Raw genomic sequence first — 19,771 nt, forward strand, 5'->3', positions numbered from 1 at the left:
ACTCCGCCCACGTCGAGGCCATCCGCGACGAACTCGCGCGCCTGCTGGACGGCATCACGCCGCAGCAGGGGAACGTCCCGCTCTACTCCTCCCTCACCGGCCGCCTGCTCGAGGCCGACGCGACGGTGATGGACGGGGGCTACTGGTACGACAACCTGCGCAACACCGTCGAGTTCGAGAGCGCCACCCGCGCCGCCCTCGCCGACGGGCACACCGTCTTTGTCGAGGTCAGCCCCCACCCGGTGCTCGGTCTGGGCCTGCAGGGCACCGTCGAGGACGCCGCCGTCCTGGGCACCCTCCGCCGCTACGAAGGCGGCCTGGACCGCTTCCTCACCTCCCTGGCCGAGGCGCACTGCCACGGTGTGGCCGTCGACTGGGAGACCGTCTTCGCCGGCACCGGCGCCCGCCGGACCGACCTGCCCACCTACGCCTTCGAGCACCAGCACTACTGGCCGCGGAACTTCAACCGCACCGGTGACCTCGCCGGCGCGGGTCTGAGCAGCTCCGCGCACCCGCTGCTGGCGGGTGCGGTCGCGGTCGCCGGTGAGGACGTGTCGCTGTTCACCAGCCGGCTGTCACTGGACTCGCACCCCTGGCTGGCGGACCACGCCGTCCTCGGGACGGTGCTGCTGCCGGGCACCGCGTTCGTCGAACTCGCCCTGCACGCGGGTGGCCGGGTCGGCTGCCCGGTGCTCGACGAGCTCACCATCCAGGCACCGCTGGTGCTGCCGGAGCGCGGCGCCCGCGCGCTGCAGGTCATGGTCGGAGCGGCCGAGTCCGACGGCCGGCGTCCGCTGACGATCCACTCGGCGGTGCCGAGCGAGGACGTCGACGCCGTCTGGACCCTGCACGCCTCCGGTTTCGTCGCCGAGAGCCAGGAGCAGGCCGCGGCGAGCGCCGTGGGCATGGTCCAGTGGCCGCCGGCGGGAGCCGAGGCGGTGCCGGTCGAGGGCATGTACGACCTCCTCGCCGACATGGGCTACGGCTACGGTCCGGTGTTCCGGGGCCTGCGTGCGGTCTGGCGGCGTGGTGACGACCTCTTCGTCGAGGTGGGTCTCGAGGGTGAGGCCGCGGAGCAGGCGGGCCGGTTCGGCCTGCACCCGGCCCTGTTGGACTCCGCCCTGCACGCCATCGGCCTGACCGGCGGCGTGTCCGACCTGGACGGTCCCGGCCTGCCCTTCGCGTGGACCGGGGTGGAGCTGTTCGCCGTCGGTTCGCCCGCGCTGCGCGTGCGGATGACGGCGGGCGAGGGCGGCAGGATCTCCCTGGACCTGGCCGACGGCATCGGGGTGCCGGTGGGCCGCATCGGCTCGCTGGTCCTGCGTTCCGTCTCGCCGGGGCAGCTGGACGGCACCGCCGCCCAGGAGACCGGCCCCGATTCCCTCTACCGCGTGGACTGGACGCCCAAGGCCGCCCCCGCCGAACCGGTGGACGCGGCGCCGACCCAGGTGGTCGAGCTGGGCGTCGAGGACTCCGAGGGTGTCCGTGATGCGGTGGTGCGGGTGTTGGGGTGGTTGCAGGAGTGGGTGGCGGCGGAGCGGGAGAGTGACGCGCGTCTGCTGGTGGTGACGCGGGGTGCGGTGGCGGTCGGGTCGTTCGGTGGTGATCCGGTGCTGGGTGCGGTGTGGGGTCTGCTGCGGTCGGCGCAGTCGGGCCGCGCCGCCTCGGCGGGCCCCTCCCCGCGTCCCGGCCTGTCCGCGTCACCCCGGGACGCGCCCGGCCCCGCGTCCGCGCCCGGCAGTCCGGCGTCGCCCGGCGACCCGCCGCCGGCCCGCGTCGCGTCGTCGTCCTCCGGGTTCCGGACACCGCCGGGCAGGTCTCCGCCGGGCAGGTCGCCGTCGCCGGGGCCGGCCGTACCGGAGCCCGGGGCGTCCGCACCGGGGTCACCCGGCCCCGGCGTCCCCGGAACGGCGGAGGCCGTGCCTCGCGGGTCCGGCCCGGTCGCGTGCGGGGGTGTCATGCGGGCCTCCGCAGGGAGACGAGGTCGGTGAGTTCGCGGTCGGTGAGTTCGGTGAGCGCCGCCTCGCCGGAGCCGAGGATCGCGTCGGCCAGGGCCCGCTTCGCCTCCAGCATCTCGGCGATGCGGTCCTCCACCGTGCCCTCGGTGATCAGCCGGTGCACCTGCACCGGCTGGGTCTGGCCGATGCGGTAGGCGCGGTCGGTGGCCTGTTCCTCCACCGCCGGGTTCCACCAGCGGTCGAAGTGCACCACGTGTCCGGCCCGGGTCAGGTTGAGACCGGTGCCGGCCGCCTTGAGGGAGAGAACCAGCACCGGTGTCCCGCCCTCCTGGAAGCGGTCGACCATGCGCTCCCGCTCGGCGACGGGCGTGCCGCCGTGGAGCATCTCCGCGGGGACGGAGCGGGCGGCGAGGTGGGCGGTGATCAGGCGGGCCATGCCGACGTACTGGGTGAAGACCAGCATCGACCCGTCCTCGGCGAGGACCGTGTCCAGCAGTTCGTCGAGCAGGGTGAGCTTTCCGGAGCGCTCGGCGCGGGCCCGGTCCGGGGAGAAGCCCTCCTTGAGGAAGAGCGCGGGGTGGTCGCAGATCTGCTTGAGGGAGGTGAGCAGCTTCAGGACCAGACCGCGGCGGGCGATTCCCTCGCTGCCCTCGATGACCAGCATGGACTCGCGGACCACCGCCTCGTAGAGCGACGCCTGTTCGCGGGTCAGCGGGACCGGGCGGTCCGTCTCGGTCTTCGGCGGGAGCTCCGGGACGATGCCGGGGTCGGATTTGCGGCGGCGCAGCAGGAAGGGCCGGACCAGCCGGGCGAGCCGCTCGGCGGCCTCCGGGTCCTCGCCGCCCTCGACCGCGCGGGCGTGCCGGGCGCGGAAGGACTTCAGGGGGCCGAGCAGGCCGGGCGTGGTCCAGTCGAGGAGGGCCCACAGTTCGGAGAGGTTGTTCTCCACGGGGGTGCCGGTGAGCGCGACCCGGGCGGGGGTGGGGATGGTACGCAGGGCGCGGGCGGTGGCCGAGCCGGGGTTCTTGACGTGCTGCGCCTCGTCGGCGACAACCATCCCCCACTCGACGCCTGCGAGTTCCCCGGCGGCGGAGCGCATGGTGCCGTAGGTGGTGAGGACGAATCCGCCGTCGAGGCCGGTGAGGGCGCGGCCGGCGCCGTGGAAGCGGCGTACCGGGGCGCCGGGGGCGAACCGCTGGATCTCGCGCTGCCAGTTGCCGAGCAGGGAGGCGGGACAGACCACCAGGGTGGGCCGCCCGGCCGGGTTCCGCTCCGCGCGGCGGAGGTGGAGGGCGATCAGGGTGATCGTCTTGCCGAGGCCCATGTCGTCGGCGAGGCAGCCGCCGAGGCCGAGCGAGGTCATCAGGTCGAGCCAGGCGAGGCCGCGCAGCTGGTAGTCGCGCAGCTCGGCGTCGAGGCCCGCGGGCGCGGCGGCGGGCCGCGGTCCGATGACCAGGCGGTCCCGGAGGGTCGCGAGCGCGCCGGCCGGGACGGCCTCGACCGTCTCGCCGTCGACCTCGGCGGAGCCGGTGAGGGCGACGGCGAGCGCGTCGACCGGGTCGAGCAGGCCGAGGTCGCGCTTGCGGGCCTTGCGGACCAGGGCGGGGTCGACGACCACCCACCGGTCGCGGAGGCGGACGACGGGGCGGTGCGACTCGGCGAGGGCGTCCATCTCCGCCTCGGTGAGCGGTTCGCCGCCGAGGGCGAGCTGCCATTCGAAGCGGAGCAGGTCCTCGCTCTCGAAGAATCCGGTGCCGTCGGTGGCGGAGCCGGGCGCGGGGCGGACCACGGCGGTGGCGGAGAGGTCCTGGGCGAGGTCGCGCGGCCAGTGCACGGTGACTCCGGCGGCGGCCAGCCGGGAGGCGGCGACGCCGAGCAGGTCGGTCACCTCCTCCTCGCCGAGGGCCATCACGTCGGGGACGTCCTGCTCGGTGAGGCGTTCCAGCGGGGGCCAGACCCGGGCCGCGCGGCGCACCGCGAGGGCCGCGTCGATCCGGGCGCGGGGGCCGAAGGCGTCGGGCGCCCGCCCCGCCCAGAGGGCGGCGGCGTCGACCACCAGCGTCGGGTCGGCGAGGCTGTGCACCTGGACGATCGCGGCGCCGGCCCGGCGGGTCACCGCGCCGGCGCCGCCCTCCCCGGCGGGCGCGGTGACGCCGCTCCCGGCGTCGTCGCTGTCGAACAGGCTGAACGCGGACAGGTCCAGGCGCAGCGAGATCCGCACGCCGGCGTCCATCCCGGAGGCGACCTCCGCGGCCCACTCGTGGGCGCCGGGCAGGCGCTGCGCCCCGGCTGCGGCGAAGGGCCCGCCGACGGCGTGGGGGGCGGCCGGCGTGCGGGGCAGGGCGTCGGCCACCGCGTCCAGGAAGGCGCGGACCAGTGTCTCGGGGCCGGGCAGGCGCAGCGGGGCCGGGCCGGGCAGCGGAACGGCGTGCCCCTCGGGGGGCAGGGCGGCGGCGACCGCGCGCAGGTGCGCCGCGTCCTCGGGTTCCAGGGGGCCGGCCCGCCAGGCGTCGTACCCCTCGGGGGTGAGGCCGGGGAGCAGCCGGCCGCGGGCGACCAGCCGCAGGGCGTGCAGTGCGGCGGCGCCCCAGCAGGCGGCGGCCGGGTGGGCGGCCGGGTCCCGCCGGGCGCGGACCAGCAGCGGCAGGGCCGCGGCGACCGGGAGGACGACGGCGGGGACGGTGCGGCGGCGGACGCCCGCGCCGTGCGGCCGGACCACGGTGAGGTCGGTGGTCTCCGCCCCTTCGGGGAGCGGGTCCCCGGCCGGGTCCCAGAACGCGACGCGTCCCTCGCGGGGCAGGGCGGCGGGGAGGAAGACGGCGGCCAGGTGTGCCGGTGCGGTGGTGGTGCCCGTGCGGTGCATGCGCCTGCCCTCCTCCATGTGCTCGTCGCTCCTCACGTGTTTTCGACTTTACGTTCGGGTGCCGACAACGGACGCGCGCGGTGGTCCCGCCGCACGGGCGGAGGGCCGTCCGCGGGCCCGGAACGGGCGGCGAACGACCCTCTCGTAGCGGCGGAAGCGCAGGTCAGGGCGTGGTGCGGGAAACCACGTACACCATCGGGTTAGCCGGGTCCGACATGTTGACGACCACGTTCTGCGTGGGCAGCGGGTCCTCCTGGGCGTGGGTGACCCCGTACCAGGGACCCGGGCCGCGGAACTCCCAGCCCGCGGTGCGCCGGTCGCGTTCGCCGATGGTGATCTCGTCCTTCTTCAGGTCGTCCCGGGTGACGCCCAGGGAGCGCAGGAAGGTGTCCAGGCCCGCGTCGGTGGTCAGGAACTGGACGTGCAGCCGGCTGGTGCGCCAGTTGTTGGTCTCGTACTGGGCGACCAGCTCCGCCGGGTGCGGGATGGGCACCTGGTAGATGCGGCGCTGCACCTTGGACGGCCAGCCCCAGGTGAGGCCGGTGGCGGAGTACCGGGCCTCCTTGTCCTTGCCGCTGTCCCGGCTCTGGGCGCCGGAGATCACCAGGTAGCCGGCCGGGATCCCGATCAGCAGCACGATGGTGAGCAGGGTGAGCGCGCGGCGGCGGATCACCCGGCGGCGGGCCTCCTGGTCGTCACCGGCCCGCAGCAGGGGATCCCGGTGCGCGTCCCCGCGGGACGGCTCGCCGCGCTCCGGGGGCCGGGCGTCGGTCACAGGCCGTCCCCTGAGCCCCGGACCGCGGCGTCGGGCACCCGCTCGTAGCGCTCCGTCCGGCGGCGCTTGGCGCGGCGGAAGCGGCGGGCGACCAGGCGGGACAGGTCGGCAGCGCCCACCATGCCGGCCTCCGGGCCGAGCTGGGCGCGGGCGATCCGGGCCTCGGGACGGTAGCCGCGGCCGGTGAGGTGGCGGCGGAAGGCGTCCCGGGCGGGGCCGATGAGCAGGTCGTCGGCGGCCGAGACGCCGCCGCCGATGACGAAGCAGGACGGGTCGAGGGCGGCCGCCAGGTTGGCGATGCCGACGCCGAGCCACTGGCCGATGTCCTGGAGCAGCTCGACGCACATGGCGTCGCCCTCGCGGGCCAGCTCGGTGATCATCGGACCGGTGATCGCGGAGACGTCGCCCTTGACGTGCTCGATGACCCCGAACGCCACCGGTGAGTCGGCGGCGGCGAGCTCGCGGGCCTCACGGACCAGGGCGTTGCCGGAGCTGTACTGCTCCCAGCAGCCGCGGTTGCCGCACGGGCAGCGGTGTCCGCCGGGGACGACCTGCATGTGGCCGAACTCGCCGGCCACGCCGAACTTGCCACGCTTGACCCGGCCGTCCTCGAGGATGGCGCCGCCGATGCCGGTGCCGAGCGTGATCATGACGAGGTGGTCCTCGCCCCTGCCCGCCCCGAACCGCCACTCGGCCCAGGCGGCGGCGTTGGCGTCGTTGTCGACCAGCACCGGTACCGCGAGCCGCTCGGCCAGCCGGTCGCGCAGCGGCTCGTTGCGCCAGGACAGGTGCGGGGCGAAGAGCACCCGGTTGAGGTCGGCGTCGATCCAGCCGGCCGCGCCGATGCCGACGGCGTGCACGTCGTGCCGGTCGGAGAGGTCCAGCACCAGCTCGGCGATGGTGTCCTCGACGACCTTGGGGCTCTTGGACTTGTCCGGGGTCTCGGCCCGGAGCTTCTCCAGGATGTTGCCGTCGGCGTCGACGACGCCGGCCATCACCTTCGTGCCGCCGATGTCGATGCCGACCGTGGGGACACGGGGCGCCGACAGGTGCGAACGGCGCTCCCGGGAGCCCACCGTCCGCAGGACGGGGGCACGGCGCGAGCCGATCGGGGCTCCGGCCGCCCGGGCCGGGTTCAGCGCCCGGGGCAGTGCGAGGTCGCGGTAGGTGCTCATCGCGCCGATTCTGCCTCAATCCGGCGAGCCGCCGCATGGCGGCGCCCCACCCGGCTCCCGCGCCCCACCCGGCTCCCGCGTCCCGGGCGGGCCGTCCGTCCTCGCGGCGCGGTGCGCGCCGCCCGTCCCGTCGACGCGCTCACGGCCGCCGCCGCTCCTCGTCCGCCGCGGCCGCCCCGCGGGGGACGTCCGGTTCCGGACGCTCCAACTGGTGGCGCAGGTCGTCCAGCTCGTCCCCGCCGACCATCTGCCGGGTCAGCTCGTCGAGGGTGATCGCGTCACGGGTGTGAAGGCCCGCCATGGTGCCGCGCTTGAGCAGCACGAAGCGGTCGCCGACCAGGTAGGCGTGGTGCGGGTTGTGGGTGATGAACACAACAGCCAGTCCGGCGTCCCGGGCGGCGGCCACGTACTTCAGGACCACACCCGACTGCTTGACGCCGAGGGCGGCGGTCGGCTCGTCGAGGATCAGCACCCTGGCGCCGAAGTACACGGCGCGGGCGATGGCCACGCACTGCCGTTCTCCGCCGGAGAGGGTGCCGATGGGCTGGTCGACGTCGCGCAGGTCGATGCCCATGCGCAGCAGTTCGGCGTGGGCGGTGCGCCGCATGAACTCGACGTCCATGCGGCGGAGGGGACCGCGTCCCCTGGTGGGCTCGGAGCCGAGGAAGAAGTTCCGCCAGACCGGCATCAGCGGGACGACCGCCAGGTCCTGGTGGACGGTGGCGATGCCGCGGTCCAGGGCGGCGCGGGGTCCGGCGAGCCGGGTCTCCTCGCCGTCGATCCGGAAGGAGCCGGCGTCGTGGCCGTGCAGCCCCGAGATGATCTTGATCAGGGTGGACTTGCCCGCGCCGTTGTCGCCCAGGACGCAGGTGATCTCGCCCGCGCGGGCCTGGAGGGAGACGCCCTCCAGGGCGCGGACGTTGCCGTAGTACTTGCTGACCTGTTCCAGCTCGACCAGCGGGGCCGGCCCGGCGGTCGGTTCGGTCGCCGTGGTCATGTGGTCGCCTCCGCGCGCTTGCGGACCCAGTGGTTGAGCAGGGTCGCCAGGAGCAGCATCGCTCCGAGGAAGAACTTGAACCAGTCGGACTCCCACTCCGCGAAGACGATGCCCTTGCTGGTCATGCCGAAGATCAGGGCGCCGACCGCGGACCCGACGGCGGAGCCGTAGCCGCCGGTGATCAGGCAGCCGCCGATGACCGCCGCGATGATGTAGATCAGCTCGTTGCCGACGCCCTCGCCGGACTGGACGACGTCGTAGCTGAAGAGCAGGTGCTGGCCGGAGATCCAGGCCGCGAGTGCCACGCCCATGTAGAGGCCGATCTTGGTGGCGCGCACCGGCACGCCGACCGCCCGGGCCGCCGCCTCGTTGCCGCCGACGGCGAAGATCCAGTTGCCCGCCCTGGTGCGCAGCAGGATCCAGGAGGCGACGGCGATCAGCAGCAGCCACCAGAGGATGGTGATCTTGAAGCTGATCCCGCCGAGCGTGAGCGTGGAGGCGAAGACCGCCTTGGCCTCGGGGAAGCCCTCCATGTCGGCGACGGTCTTGGTGGAGACCGTCTCGCTGATCAGCTTGGTGAACCCGAGGTTCATGCCGATCAGCATCAGGTAGGTGCCGAGGGTGATGATGAAGCTCGGCAGCCTGGTGCGGGTCAGCATGAACCCGTTGAACGCGCCGACGGCCAGCGTGACCAGCAGCGACACTCCGACGCCGACCCAGACGTTGGCGGTCATCTGGTAGCTGAACATCGACGAGACCAGCGCCGACGTGGTGACCAGGACGCCCGCGGAGAGGTCGAACTCGCCGCCGATCATCAGCAGCGCCACCGGGACGGCCATGATGCCGATGGTGGACGCCGCGTACAGGACGGTGCTCAGGCTCGAGGCGCGCAGGAAGGAGTCGGCGGCGAAGGCGAAGAAGACGAAGACGGCCACGGCGCCGACCACGGCGCCCAGCTCGGGCCTGCCGAGCAGCCGCCGCAGCGGCGAGGTGCGCAGCAGACGTTCGTCCGCGGGGGCGGCCGCGGCCGGGGCGGCGGGGCTCATCGGGTGCCCCGTTCCGCGTACTCGGCCAGTTCCCCGGCCTGTTCCTCGGTGACGATCTGCGGGCCGGTCAGCACGGGCTGCCCGCCGCCGAGCACGTCGGCGTTGTACTTGTACAGCCACAGCAGGTCGACGGCCTGGTAGCCCTGGAGGTAGGGCTGCTGGTCGACGGCGAAGCCGAGGGTGCCGTCCTTCAGGCCGGCGGCGACCTTGGCGTTGAGGTCGAAGGTGTCGATCTCGGCCTTGCTGCCGGCCTCCTCCTTCGCCCTCGCCGCGGTGTCGGCGAACGGGGCGCCCAGGGTGACGATCGCGTCGACCTTCTTGTCCGCCTCGAGCTTGGCGCCGATGGTGGACTGGACGTCGGGCATGTTGGTGCCCTCGACGTACAGGTTCTCCACCGTTCCCTCGAAGGTCTCCTTCAGGCCGTCGCACCGCTGCTCGTGGCCGACGTTGCCCTGCTCGTGCAGGACGCAGAGGACCTTCCGCTTCCCGCGGGCGTTGAGCTCCTCGCCGACCGCGCGGCCGGCGACGGTCTCGTCCTGGCCGATGTGGGTCAGGGCGCCGAACTCCTCGGAGACCTCGGAGCCGGAGTTGACCGTGACCACCGGGATCCCGGCCCTCACGGCGCGGTCCACCGCGGCCTTCATCGCCTCGGGCTTGGCGAGGGTGACGATGATGCCGTCGACCTTCTTGTCCACCGCGGCGTCCACGAGCTGGGCCTGCTGCTGCGCCTCGGCGTCGTGGGAGTAGAGGAAGTTGATGTTGTCCTTGACGGCGGCCTGCTCGGCCCCGTTCTGGACGATGTCCCAGAAGGTGTCGCCGTCACCGGAGTGCGTGATCATGGCGAAGGTCCACCGGGGGGTGTTCACCGCCGCCTTCCCCTGGGCCGCCGCGGCCTTCCGGGCGTCCTCGGCGCGCTTGCCGCCGGTGCTGCTGCAGCCGGCGGCCGAGACGCAGAGCGCCCCTGCCACCGCGATGCCCACCCAGGCCCGAAACCGTCCCACGAGGTGTGTCCTTCTTCCTTCTCGGCTTCCGCGGATCTTCCTCCGCGCTCTCCGGCACGGGGGAACGGCCGGTCGCCGTCCCACCCGAACGCAGCATTATCGAACATCCGGATGGCGGGAAGGTCGGCGGGGTGAGCCGTCGGGCCGTCCTGCCCGGCGACGTGGAACGCGTCACTCCGGGGCGAGCAGGCGCTGGTCGAGGACCCAGCGGGTGGGGCGGACGGCGTGGTCGGCGCACTCGACGGCGCGTCCGGTCGCGTCGACCACGACCCGCCACAGGGTGAGCAGCGGCGCGCCCTCCCGCTCGTCCAGCAGACGGGCCTCAGACTCCGTCGCCCCGCGCGCGCCGACGCGCTGCCGGGCGCTGTGCGGGACGACGCCGGCGGCGCGCAGCAGCCGGAACAGCCCGGTGGCCTCCAGTTCCGCCGCCGGGGGCAGCGGCGCCCGCAGCGGCAGGTGGCTGCGCAGCACGGCCAGCGGTTCGTCGTCCGCCAGGCGCAGCCGCTCCAGCCGGCGCACCTCGGCGCCCTCCTCGACGCCCAGCGCCCGGGCGACGTCGGCGGGGGCGGCCACCACGGCGCTCTCCAGCACCCGGGTGGCGGGGCGCCGTCCGGCCGCGTCGAGCTCGTCGTGGAGGCTGGTCAGCGCCGGCCGCGGTCCGGCGCCGGTGGCCGCGGCGGCGGGGACGACCCGGGTGCCCACGCCCTTGCGGCGCACCAGCAGCCCCTGGTCGACCAGGGTCCGCAGCGCCTGCCGGACGGTGGGCCGGGAGAGGCCGAGCCGGGCGGCGAACGCCACCTCGTTGCCCAGCAGCGCGCCGGGCGCCAGCCTGCCCTGCTCGATCGCCGCGCGCAGCTGCTCGGCCAGCTGGAAGTAGAGGGGGACCGGGCTGCCGCGGTCGACGCCCAGCCCGAGCGACACGAGGGGGTCGGTGGGATCGGTCTCTGCTCTCGCCACGGGCGGAGGTTAACGCCCGTGCGAGGTGGAAGTGAAACCGTATGTCCGGTCAAACGGACATGCGCTTTGACATCGCGTCAGGCGACGGCCATTTTTTGTCCTCATGCGCATCGGAGTCATCGGCACGGGACGGATCGGGGCCCTGCACGCCCACGTCCTCAGCCGTCACAGCGAGGTGGGATCCCTGGTCGTCACCGACACGGACCAGGACAGGGCACAGGAGATCGGCCAGCGGCTGGGGGCGACGGTGGCGCCCGGCGTGAACGAGGTGTTCAACTGGGGCGTCGACGCGGTGGTCATCACCGCGTCGACCTCGGCCCACTCCGACCTGATCCGGCGCGCCGCCCGCTACGGGCTGCCGGCCTTCTGCGAGAAGCCGATCGCACTGGACCTGTGGTCCACGCTGGAGGCGATCGCCGACGTGGAGGCGGCGGGCACGGTGCTCCAGATGGGTTTCCAGCGCCGCTTCGACGCCGCCCACGCGGCCGCCCGGGAGGCCGTGTGGAGCGGCCGGCTGGGGCGGCTGCACACGGTGCGGGCGCTGACCGCCGAGCCGGCGCCGCCGCCCGCCGGGCAGCTGGCGCTCTCCGGCGGGCTGTACCGGGACGTGCTGATCCACGACTTCGACACCCTCCGCTGGGTGACCGGCCGGGAGGTGTCCGAGGTGTACGCGGCCGGGTCCGCCGCCGGACCGGCGATGTTCCGGGACGCCGGGGAGGTGGACACGGCGGCGGTGGTGCTCACCCTGGACGACGGCACCCTGGCCACCGTGACCGGGACCCGGCTCAACGGTTCGGGCTACGACCAGCGGATGGAGCTGGCCGGCGAACTGGACCAGGTGGTGGTGGGGCTGGACGAACGCACGCCGTTCTTCTCGGCCGGACCCGGCGGGCCGTCCGCGGCGGAGAAGCCGTGGACCGGGTTCCTCGAGCGGTTCGCCCCGGCCTACCAGGCGGAGCTGTACACCTTCCTGGACGTGGTCCGCGGCGCCCGGCCCAACCCGTGCGACGGCCGGCAGGCGCTGGAGGCGCTGCGGATCGCGGAGGCCTGCGAGCTCTCCCGCCGCGAACGCAGGCCCGTCCACCTGGGCGAGATCCCCGACGGCCCGCGCTGACCGTGCGGGGCGGGACGCGGGGCCGGGTCACCCGGTCACCACCGCACGGGCAGGGAGCGCAGGCCGCGCACGAGCATGCCGGGCAGCCACTCGCCGGGCGGTCCGTCGAGGGCCAGGCGGGGGGCGCGCCGCAGCAGGGAGCCGATCGCGATCCGTCCCTCCAGCCGGGCCAGCGGCGCGCCCAGGCAGAAGTGGATGCCGTGCCCGAAGGCGAGGTGGCCCGCGTTCGGGCGGCGTATGTCGAAGCGGTGCGGGTCGGGGTGGCGGGCGGGGTCGCGGTTGGCCGCGGTGAGGCCGATCATCACCTGCTCACCTCGCCCGACGTGCACCCCGCCCATCTCCAGCGGCTCGGCGGCGAAGCGGAAGGTGGCCGTCTCCACCGGCCCCTCGTAGCGGAGGGTCTCCTCGACCGCTCCCCCGAGGAGCGACATGTCGGCCCGCAGCAGGGCCAGTTGCTCCGGATGCGTGAGCAGTGCGTGGACGCCGGTGGTGATCAGGTTGACCGTGGTCTCGTGGCCGGCGAGGAGCAGCAGGAAGGCCATGGCGGTGAGTTCGCGGGACGAGAGGCGGTCGCCGTCCTCGGTGGAGACGCGGATCAGTTCGCTCAGCAGGTCGTCACCGGGACCGGCGCACCGCTTGTCCTCGATCAGTTCGGTCAGGTACTCGGCGAAGACGTCGGCGGCCTTGCGCCCGTCGGCTTCGGTGGCCGGCGCCACGGCTTCGGTGGACACGCTGCGGAAGCGCGCGCGGTCGCCCTCGGGCACGCCGAGGAGCTCGCAGATCACGGCCATGGGCAGCGGGTAGGAGAGCGACTCCACCAGGTCCGCGCGGCCCGCGGGGAGCATCCGGTCGAGCAGGTCGTCGGTGATCTCCTGGACGCGCGGCCGCAGCGCCTCCACCCGGCGGGGTGTGAACGCCTTGGAGACCAGGTGCCGCAGCCGGCTGTGCCGGGGCGGGTCGGCGAAGAGCAGGTGCCTGCCGATCGGGTCCTGGCCGAAGCCGGTGATGCCCAGCTTCTCGGGGTCCTTGGCCAGCCGCGGGTCGGCGAGCGCGGCACGCGCCTCGCGGTGGCCCACGACCAGCCAGGTCTCGTACTCCTCCGGTGCGGGCAGCAGCACCCGGTGCACCGGCCCGCCACGCCGTAACTCCTCGTACACCGGGTGCGGGTCGGCACGGAAACGCTCGCCGTACTGCCGCAGGTCCACCACGTCCGCCATCAAGACCCCCTGTGCGCCCCTGTCGGGGGACCCCGCGTCCCCCGACAGGGGAACGCCCGGGGCCCCCGGCGGGTTCCGGGTCCGGCGTGGCGGAGGCCCCGGGGCGTCAGCCGCCCAGTTCGCGCAGGCGGTCGGTGAGGGCGCGGGTCCCCTCCGGGGTGAGGGTGCCGTGGAGGCGCAGACGGGAGATCCCCCCGTCGGGGTGCACGTCGAGACGGGCGTGGGTGCCGGTCACCGGGGCGGGCAGGACGAAGCGGTGGTTGGTGTCGGGCTGCAGGCGGGTGCGGGGCACGATCTCGGTCCACGAGCCGGCGGCGCCGCGCCCGTCGTCGTCCCACAGGGAGACGGACGCCCAGCCGGCGCTGTTGCCCTTCAGGCAGGCGGTGTCGATCTCGACGGCGCGGACGGCCGCGTGGGCGGTGAGCCGGTAGGTGATCCGGTCGTGGCCCCGGTCGCGCCGGCGGCGGGTCTCCCAGCCCTCGTCCATACGGGCCGACCGGCCGGGCAGGATGGTGTGGACGGCCGGGGAGTAGAAGCGGTCGGAGACGTCCTCGACCGCGCCGCCGTTGGCGAGCGCGACGACGTCCAGGACGCCGAGGGCGGTCAGCCACTCGGGGTCGGGGACGACCTCGCCGTGGACCCGCAGCCGGGCGATGCCCCCGTCGGGGTACTGACGGAGCCTCAGGTGCGTGCACCGCCGCTCCACGGCCACCTCGAAGCCGTTGGCCGCGTGACCGCCGACCGGGGTGCGCGGCACCAGCGGCGTCCACGTGACGCCGTCGGCCAGCAGTTCCTCCGGGGAGGGGGTGCCCGGCACGTCGGCGCCCTCGACCGAGACCGCCTGCGGGTGGTTGCCGCGGAAGTGCGCGGTGTCCACGACGACGCCGCGCACCACGCCGGGGGCGCCGAGGCGCACCAGCGCCCAGTCGTGGTCGTCGTCGGCGGGCCACGGCTCGGCGGCCGACGCGCCGCGCCGCCGGCGGGTCTCCCAGCCGTCCATCACCTTGCCCTTGTGGCCGAAGCTCTCCGGGTCGAACACGGGCCGGCCCGGCAGCAGCAGGTTCTCCCGGGGGGCGAAGAACTCGTCGCTGGCGGCGATCACGGCCGCGCCGAGCCGCCGGTCGGCGAGGTCGGGCAGGGCGGCGAAGGGGAACACGGCCGTGCGGTGGTCGGCGTACGGATCGCCGCCGCGGTAGGGCTCGGCGGGGCCGGTGAAGCGGGGGATCGCCGTCACGGGGAGGGGTCCTGCCTTTCCGGGGTGGGCCGGCGCCGCAGCAGGCGGCCGGCGGGTTCGGTGAACGTGCCGTCCAGGTGGATCCTCCGCCCGCGCAGCCAGGTGGCGCGGACGACGCCCTGGAGGGTGCGGCCGGCGTAGGCGGTGACCGGGTTGCGGTGCTGGAGTCCGGCCGGGTCGACGGTGAACGACGCGTCGGGGTCGAACACGACGAGGTCCGCGTCGCGCCCGGCGGCGACGGCGCCCTTGCGGTCCAGCCCGGCCAGGGCGGCGGTGCGCGCGGACATCCAGCGCGCCACGTCGCCCAGGCCGTGCCCGCGGCGGCGCGCCCCGGTCCAGACGGCGGACAGGCTGAGCTGCAGGCCGGATATGCCGCCCCACGCGGTGGCGAAGTCCTCGGTCTTGAGGTCGGCGGTGGACGGCGAGTGGTCCGTGACCACGCAGTCGACGGTGCCGTCGGCCAGGCCCTTCCACAGCAGGTCCTGGTTGGCCGCCTCGCGGATCGGCGGGCAGCACTTGAACTCGCTGGCGCCGTCGGGGACCTCCTCGGCGGTGAGGGTCAGGTAGTGCGGGCAGGTCTCCGCGGTGACCCGCACCCCGTCGGCCCTGGCCGCCGCGATCAGCGGCAGGGCGTCGGCGGAGGAGAGGTGCAGGATGTGCACGCGCGCCTCCGTCTCCCGCGCCAGCTCCAGCACGCGGGCGACGGCCCGGTCCTCGGCGTGCCGTGGCCGGGAGGCGAGGAAGTCGGCGTACCGGGGGCCGCCGCGCTGCGGCGCCTCGGCGAGGCGGTGGGGGTCCTCGGCGTGCACGATCAGCAGCCCGTCGAACGCGGCGATCGCGGCCATGGCGCGGGCCAGCCCCGCGCGGTCCAGCTCCGGGAACTCCTCGACCCCGGAGGGCGAGAGGAAGGCCTTGAAGCCGAAGACGCCGGCCTCGTGGAGCGGGCGGAACCACCCGGTGTTGTCCGGGACGGCGCCGCCCCAGAACCCGACGTCGACGTGGACGCGGCCCCGCGCCGCCGCGCGCTTGGTCTCGAGGTGGCGCGGTGTGGTGGTGGGCGGGAGGGAGTTGAGCGGCATGTCGATCAGCGTGGTGACGCCGCCGGCCGCCGCGGCGCGGGTGGCGGACCGGAAGCCCTCCCAGTGCGCGCGTCCGGGGTCGTTGACGTGGACGTGGGTGTCCACCAGGCCGGGCAGCACCACCAGGTCCCCGACGTCCTCGAGCAGGGCTCCGGGCGGGACAGGGGCGTCGTGGGCGAGGACCGCGGTGATCTCGCCGCCGGACACGCAGACCGAGGCGGCGCGGATCCCCTCGGGCGTGACCACGCGGGTGGAGCGCACCACCAGCTCCGTCCCGGGCGGCCCGCCCCGGGACGGCTCCGTACGGGACAGCTCCGTCTCGGGCAGTTCTGCCTCGGGCACGGGGACGGCCCTCCTCCTCACGCTCCGCGCGACGCGACGCGCCGGCTTCAACGATTTGTTGAAGGATTCCTCCGGGGCCCCGCCGCGTCAAGAGCGGGCCGGGGCGGCCGAGCGCCACCGGCCGGTCCCCGCCGCCGCGTTGCGGCTACGCTTCCCCCGTTCCAGCACCCGCCGAAAGGACCGTGCCCGTGCCGACGTCCAGCTCCCCGAGTGGATCGGTCCAGTCCCTGGAACGCGCGTTCGAGCTGCTCGAGCGGATGGCGGACGCGGGCGGCGAGGCCGGACTGAGCGAACTGGCGGCGGGCAGCGGCCTGCCGCTGCCGACCATCCACCGGCTGATGCGCACGCTGGTCACCTGCGGCTACGCCCGCCAGCAGCCGAGCCGCCGCTATGCGCTCGGACCGCGGCTGATCCGGCTCGGCGAGTCCGCGTCCCGGCTGCTGGGGTCGTGGGCCCGCCCGTACCTGGCCCGGCTGGTCGAGGAGACCGGCGAAACCGCCAACATGGCGCTGCTGGACGGCGACGAGGCGGTGTACGTGGCGCAGGTGCCGTCGAAGCACTCGATGCGGATGTTCACCGAGGTGGGGCGCCGGGTGCTGCCGCACTCGACCGGGGTGGGCAAGGCGCTGCTGGCGGACTCCTCGCCCGAGGAGGTGCGGGCGCTGCTGGCCCGCACCGGGATGCCGGCCGCGACGGACCGGACCATCACCCGTCCCGACGCGTTCCTGGCGGCGCTGGAGGAGGTCCGGCGGGCGGGGTACGCGGTGGACGACAACGAGCAGGAGGTGGGCGTCCGCTGCCTGGCCGTGGCCGTGCCGGGGTCGCCGACCCGGGCGGCGCTGTCGGTGTCGGGGCCCGCCGGCCGGGTCACCGACGAGGCGATGGCACGGATCGTGCCGGTGCTGCGCGCGGTCGCCGCCGAGCTGGGCGAGACGCTGCGGGGGGCGGCCGCCGCCCCGTGACGGATGTCCGCCGTGCGGTTCCCCGGCCGCCGTCCGGCCCGGGGAACCGCACGCGGCGGGCGCCCCGTCAGACCGCCGGGGCCGGGGAGTCGAACTGCTCCACCGCCCTGCGGACCTCGCCCATGCCCCCGGCGAGGGCGGACACGGAACCGACCGCCCCGGCGATCAGCAGCAGCGAGCGCCGCAGCCGGGCCGGATCGGGCGAACCCTCGGCCGCGAGCGCGGCGAGGCCCGCGATCTCCTCCTCCGCCACCGCCCGGTCGGTCAGCTCCGACCGGTAGGCGGCCAGTTCACGCCGCAGCCGGGCCACGGCACTCTTCAGTCCCGCCACCCGCGGGTCCTCCCCCCGGCCCTCGGCCGGCGGGCACTCCAAGCTCCGCAACACCGCACTCCCCCTTACGTCGTCGGCCGGGCATCGTGTGTCGCACGTCGACTCCCTGGGAACCAGGGGCACGAGCCGGCTCGCAGATCCTGCGCTCCCTCATGCGCAACCCCTCCCGCGCACGGCGCTGGTCGGACGCCGTGAAACGCGGGGCAGCCAGTAAACGCCACCCCGCGGCCGCCGCGCCACTCCAAGGAGACAAATTCCACCCATAGGGTTCACTCCCGGCAACGAAACTGCCGGTCGTCCACAGGCCGGTGACGCCGTTCGCGCAGGTCAGGTATGCAGGACCCATGACAGGAACGCAACGCGCCCGTGACACCTCCGCCGACGTCGCCGGACTGCTGCTCGCGGCGGGCGGCGGGCGGCGGCTCGGAGGCCGTCCCAAGGCCTTGCTGGAGCACCGTGGCGCCCTGCTGGTGGAGCGGGCCGCCGAGGCCCTGCGCGCCGGTGGCTGCGGGCGGGTGCACGTGGTCCTCGGCGCCGGCGCCGACCGGGTCCGGGCGCGGGCCCGCCTGCCGGGCTGCGTGCTGGTGGACAGCCCCCACTGGGAGCAGGGCATGGGCGCCTCGCTCCGCGCCGGCCTCGCCTCGCTGGCGGGGACCGGCGCGCGGGCCGCGCTGGTGCTGCTGGTGGACCAGCCGGGCATCGGCGAGCGCGCCGTCCGCCGGGTGCTGGAGGCGGGCCTCGCCGAGGGCCCGTCCGCGCTGCCGGGGGCCCTGGTCCTGGCCGAGTACGCCGGCGCACGCGGCCACCCGGTGCTGTTCGGCCGCGCGCACTGGGCGGGAATCGCCGCGCGTGCCGAGGGCGACCAGGGGGCACGCGCCTACCTGAGGGAGCGTGAGGCGGAGGTCGCGCCGGTGGACTGCGCCGACGTGGCCGATCCCCACGACATCGACACGGAGGCGGATCTGGCCCGCCTGCGGCCCGGGCGTTGAACTTCCCTTTCCGCCATGAGGAAACTGGTGTCCACTCATCAGAAGTGTCGGAAGTGCCCCTGCTGAAGGAGTCCGCTGATGTCCGCATCCGTGCCGTCCCCGGCCGTTGTCGTCGACGCCGATCCCCTGCCCCGGCAGGAGGAGGTCCTGACCGGTGAGGCCCTCGCCTTCGTGGCCGGACTGCACCGCCGTTTCACCCCCCGGCGCGACGAACTCCTCGAGCGCCGTGCCCGGCGCCGCGCGGAGATCGCCCGCACCGCCTCCCTCGACTTCCTGGCGGAGACCGCCGCGATCCGGGACGACGACACCTGGCGGGTCGCTCCGTGCCCCGAGGCGCTGCGTGACCGCCGGGTGGAGATCACCGGTCCCACCGACCGCAGGATGACGGTCAACGCCCTCAACTCAGGCGCCCGGGTCTGGCTCGCCGACTTCGAGGACGCCCTCTCCCCCACCTGGGAGAACGTGGTGACCGGCCAGCTCAACCTGATCGACGCCCACACCCGGAACATCGACTTCACCGACGCCGCCTCCGGCAGGTCGTACGCGCTGCGGCCGGACGAGGAGCTGGCGACCGTGGTGATGCGGCCGCGCGGCTGGCACCTGGACGAGCGTCACCTGGAGGTCGACGGCGAGAAGGTGCCGGGAGCCCTGGTCGACTTCGGGCTGTACTTCTTCCACAACGCCCGTCGCCTGCTCGAGAGGGGCAAGGGGCCGTACTTCTACCTGCCGAAGCTGGAGTCGCACCTGGAGGCGCGGCTGTGGAACGACGTCTTCGTCCACGCGCAGGACACCCTGGGCGTCCCCCAGGGCTCGGTGCGGGCGACCGTGCTGATCGAGACGATCACGGCCGCCTTCGAGATGGAGGAGATCCTCTACGAACTGCGCGACCACGCCTCCGGCCTGAACGCCGGCCGCTGGGACTACCTGTTCTCCCTCGTGAAGAACTTCCGCGACTGCGGCGCGAGGTTCGTGCTGCCGGACCGCAACTCGGTCACCATGACGGCCCCGTTCATGCGCGCCTACACCGAACTGCTGGTGCGCACCTGTCACCGGCGGGGCGCGCACGCGATCGGCGGCATGGCCGCGTTCATCCCGTCCCGGCGTGACGAGGAGGTCAACGAGGTCGCCCTGGAGAAGGTGCGGGCGGACAAGGACCGGGAGGCGGGCGACGGGTTCGACGGCTCGTGGGTCGCCCACCCGGACCTGGTGCCGCTGTGCGAGGCGTCCTTCGACGCGGTGCTGGGCGACCGGCCGCACCAGAAGGACCGCCTGCGCGAGGAGGTCGACGTGGCCGCGGCCGACCTGCTGGCGGTCGACTCGCTGGAGGTGCGGCCGACCTACGCCGGTCTGGTCAACGCGGTCCGGGTGGGCCTGCGGTACATCGAGGCGTGGCTGCGCGGACTGGGCGCGGTGGCGATCTTCAACCTGATGGAGGACGCGGCAACCGCCGAGATCTCCCGCTCGCAGATCTGGCAGTGGATCAACGCGGGCGTCGAGTTCGAGAACGGCGAGAAGGCCACCCCGGAGCTGACCCGCCGGGTCGCCGCGGAGGAGCTGGAGAACCTGCGGGCCGAACGGGGCGAGGAGGCGTTCGCGGCCGGCCACTGGCAGGAGGCGCACGACCTGCTGCTGAAGGTGGCGCTGGACGAGGAGTACGAGGAGTTCCTCACCCTGCCGGCCTACGAACGCCTGGCGGGCTGACGTCCACCGCGGCAGTGGGCCCGCCCCGGC

16 protein-coding genes are annotated in these 19,771 nt (G+C 74.6%); 5 read left to right on the forward strand and 11 right to left on the reverse strand.

Features of this window, described 5'->3' with window-relative positions; genetic code table 11:
- Positions 1-1,991: polyketide synthase dehydratase domain-containing protein (locus A2U95_RS02885; RefSeq protein ID WP_166020661.1), on the forward strand; the 1,991-nt coding region annotated here is incomplete at its 5' end.
- Here A2U95_RS02885 and A2U95_RS02890 read toward each other — a convergent pair.
- The 7 genes from A2U95_RS02890 to A2U95_RS02920 all read right to left on the reverse strand — a co-directional run bounded on the left by A2U95_RS02890 (position 1,957) and on the right by A2U95_RS02920 (position 10,772).
- Entirely contained in the window at positions 1,957-4,821 is a 2,865-nt protein-coding gene (locus A2U95_RS02890; RefSeq protein WP_240957177.1) for a DEAD/DEAH box helicase, read from the reverse strand. The two genes, A2U95_RS02885 and A2U95_RS02890, sit on opposite strands and share 35 nt — an antisense overlap.
- Before the next feature lie 163 nt (positions 4,822-4,984).
- Positions 4,985-5,596: a sugar kinase gene (locus A2U95_RS02895; protein ID WP_420856950.1), complete on the reverse strand. Its 612-nt coding sequence runs from the start codon at positions 5,594-5,596 to the stop codon at positions 4,985-4,987.
- Positions 5,593-6,771: an ROK family glucokinase gene (locus A2U95_RS02900; RefSeq protein ID WP_166020662.1), complete on the reverse strand. Its 1,179-nt coding sequence runs from the start codon at positions 6,769-6,771 to the stop codon at positions 5,593-5,595. Before A2U95_RS02900 ends, A2U95_RS02895 begins: the two co-directional genes overlap by 4 nt.
- Before the next feature lie 139 nt (positions 6,772-6,910).
- Positions 6,911-7,768: an ATP-binding cassette domain-containing protein gene (locus tag A2U95_RS02905; protein ID WP_166020663.1), complete on the reverse strand. Its 858-nt coding sequence runs from the start codon at positions 7,766-7,768 to the stop codon at positions 6,911-6,913.
- Positions 7,765-8,814, reverse strand: a complete 1,050-nt coding sequence (locus tag A2U95_RS02910) for an ABC transporter permease (protein ID WP_166020664.1) — start codon at positions 8,812-8,814, stop codon at positions 7,765-7,767. Before A2U95_RS02910 ends, A2U95_RS02905 begins: the two co-directional genes overlap by 4 nt.
- On the reverse strand, positions 8,811-9,815 hold the full coding sequence (locus tag A2U95_RS02915; RefSeq protein WP_166020665.1) for a sugar ABC transporter substrate-binding protein: 1,005 nt from the start codon (positions 9,813-9,815) through the stop codon (positions 8,811-8,813). Before A2U95_RS02915 ends, A2U95_RS02910 begins: the two co-directional genes overlap by 4 nt.
- Positions 9,816-9,986: 171 nt before the next feature.
- A complete protein-coding gene (locus A2U95_RS02920; RefSeq protein WP_277350862.1) occupies positions 9,987-10,772 on the reverse strand; it encodes a GntR family transcriptional regulator in 786 nt (261 codons plus the stop codon).
- 103 nt (positions 10,773-10,875) lie between these two features.
- Between A2U95_RS02920 and A2U95_RS02925 the strand changes: the two genes are divergently transcribed.
- Positions 10,876-11,886 (forward strand): Gfo/Idh/MocA family protein, encoded by a 1,011-nt coding sequence (locus tag A2U95_RS02925; protein ID WP_166020666.1) that lies wholly within the window; start codon positions 10,876-10,878, stop codon positions 11,884-11,886.
- Between the two features lie 35 nt (positions 11,887-11,921).
- On the opposite strand, the gene A2U95_RS02930 is transcribed toward A2U95_RS02925, so the two are convergent.
- The 3 genes from A2U95_RS02930 to allB all read right to left on the reverse strand — a co-directional run bounded on the left by A2U95_RS02930 (position 11,922) and on the right by allB (position 15,728).
- Positions 11,922-13,103 carry a cytochrome P450 family protein gene (locus A2U95_RS02930; RefSeq protein WP_206282807.1) on the reverse strand — a complete coding sequence of 394 codons (1,182 nt, stop codon included), beginning with the start codon at positions 13,101-13,103 and terminating at the stop codon, positions 11,922-11,924.
- Between the two features lie 106 nt (positions 13,104-13,209).
- Positions 13,210-14,337 carry an allantoicase gene (gene alc, locus A2U95_RS02935; RefSeq protein WP_166020667.1) on the reverse strand — a complete coding sequence of 376 codons (1,128 nt, stop codon included), beginning with the start codon at positions 14,335-14,337 and terminating at the stop codon, positions 13,210-13,212.
- Positions 14,334-15,728 (reverse strand): allantoinase AllB, encoded by a 1,395-nt coding sequence (gene allB, locus A2U95_RS02940; RefSeq protein WP_166024750.1) that lies wholly within the window; start codon positions 15,726-15,728, stop codon positions 14,334-14,336. The genes alc and allB overlap by 4 nt, the downstream gene beginning before the upstream one ends.
- A gap of 212 nt (positions 15,729-15,940) precedes the next feature.
- Between allB and A2U95_RS02945 the strand changes: the two genes are divergently transcribed.
- Positions 15,941-16,720 carry an IclR family transcriptional regulator gene (locus A2U95_RS02945; RefSeq protein WP_420856951.1) on the forward strand — a complete coding sequence of 260 codons (780 nt, stop codon included), beginning with the start codon at positions 15,941-15,943 and terminating at the stop codon, positions 16,718-16,720.
- 67 nt (positions 16,721-16,787) lie between these two features.
- Here A2U95_RS02945 and A2U95_RS02950 read toward each other — a convergent pair whose 3' ends face one another.
- Positions 16,788-17,105, reverse strand: a complete 318-nt coding sequence (locus A2U95_RS02950; protein ID WP_166020669.1) for a DUF5955 family protein — start codon at positions 17,103-17,105, stop codon at positions 16,788-16,790.
- Between the two features lie 290 nt (positions 17,106-17,395).
- On the opposite strand from A2U95_RS02950, the gene A2U95_RS02955 reads away from it, so the two are divergent.
- Together A2U95_RS02955 and aceB are read left to right on the forward strand one after the other, a co-directional pair.
- A complete protein-coding gene (locus tag A2U95_RS02955; RefSeq protein ID WP_166020670.1) occupies positions 17,396-18,040 on the forward strand; it encodes a nucleotidyltransferase family protein in 645 nt (214 codons plus the stop codon).
- Positions 18,041-18,118: 78 nt separating this feature from the next.
- Positions 18,119-19,741 carry a malate synthase A gene (gene aceB / locus A2U95_RS02960; protein WP_166020671.1) on the forward strand — a complete coding sequence of 541 codons (1,623 nt, stop codon included), beginning with the start codon at positions 18,119-18,121 and terminating at the stop codon, positions 19,739-19,741.
- Positions 19,742-19,771 lie beyond the last annotated feature (30 nt).

Origin of the sequence: Streptomyces chilikensis (assembly GCF_001642695.1) — a bacterium.
GTDB classification, from domain to species: domain Bacteria; phylum Actinomycetota; class Actinomycetes; order Streptomycetales; family Streptomycetaceae; genus Streptomyces; species Streptomyces chilikensis.

What these genes read in the sequence shown, in the direction of transcription:
- A2U95_RS02890 (WP_240957177.1), bottom strand. Translation starts at nt 4,821, where the DNA reads ATGCACCGCACGGGCACCACCACCGCACCGGCACACCTGGCCGCCGTC.
- A2U95_RS02900 (WP_166020662.1), bottom strand. Translation starts at nt 6,771, where the DNA reads ATGAGCACCTACCGCGACCTCGCACTGCCCCGGGCGCTGAACCCGGCC.
- A2U95_RS02905 (WP_166020663.1), bottom strand. Translation starts at nt 7,768, where the DNA reads ATGACCACGGCGACCGAACCGACCGCCGGGCCGGCCCCGCTGGTCGAG.
- A2U95_RS02910 (WP_166020664.1), bottom strand. Translation starts at nt 8,814, where the DNA reads ATGAGCCCCGCCGCCCCGGCCGCGGCCGCCCCCGCGGACGAACGTCTG.
- A2U95_RS02925 (WP_166020666.1), top strand. Translation starts at nt 10,876, where the DNA reads ATGCGCATCGGAGTCATCGGCACGGGACGGATCGGGGCCCTGCACGCC.
- A2U95_RS02930 (WP_206282807.1), bottom strand. Translation starts at nt 13,103, where the DNA reads ATGGCGGACGTGGTGGACCTGCGGCAGTACGGCGAGCGTTTCCGTGCC.
- A2U95_RS02955 (WP_166020670.1), top strand. Translation starts at nt 17,396, where the DNA reads ATGACAGGAACGCAACGCGCCCGTGACACCTCCGCCGACGTCGCCGGA.
- aceB (WP_166020671.1), top strand. Translation starts at nt 18,119, where the DNA reads ATGTCCGCATCCGTGCCGTCCCCGGCCGTTGTCGTCGACGCCGATCCC.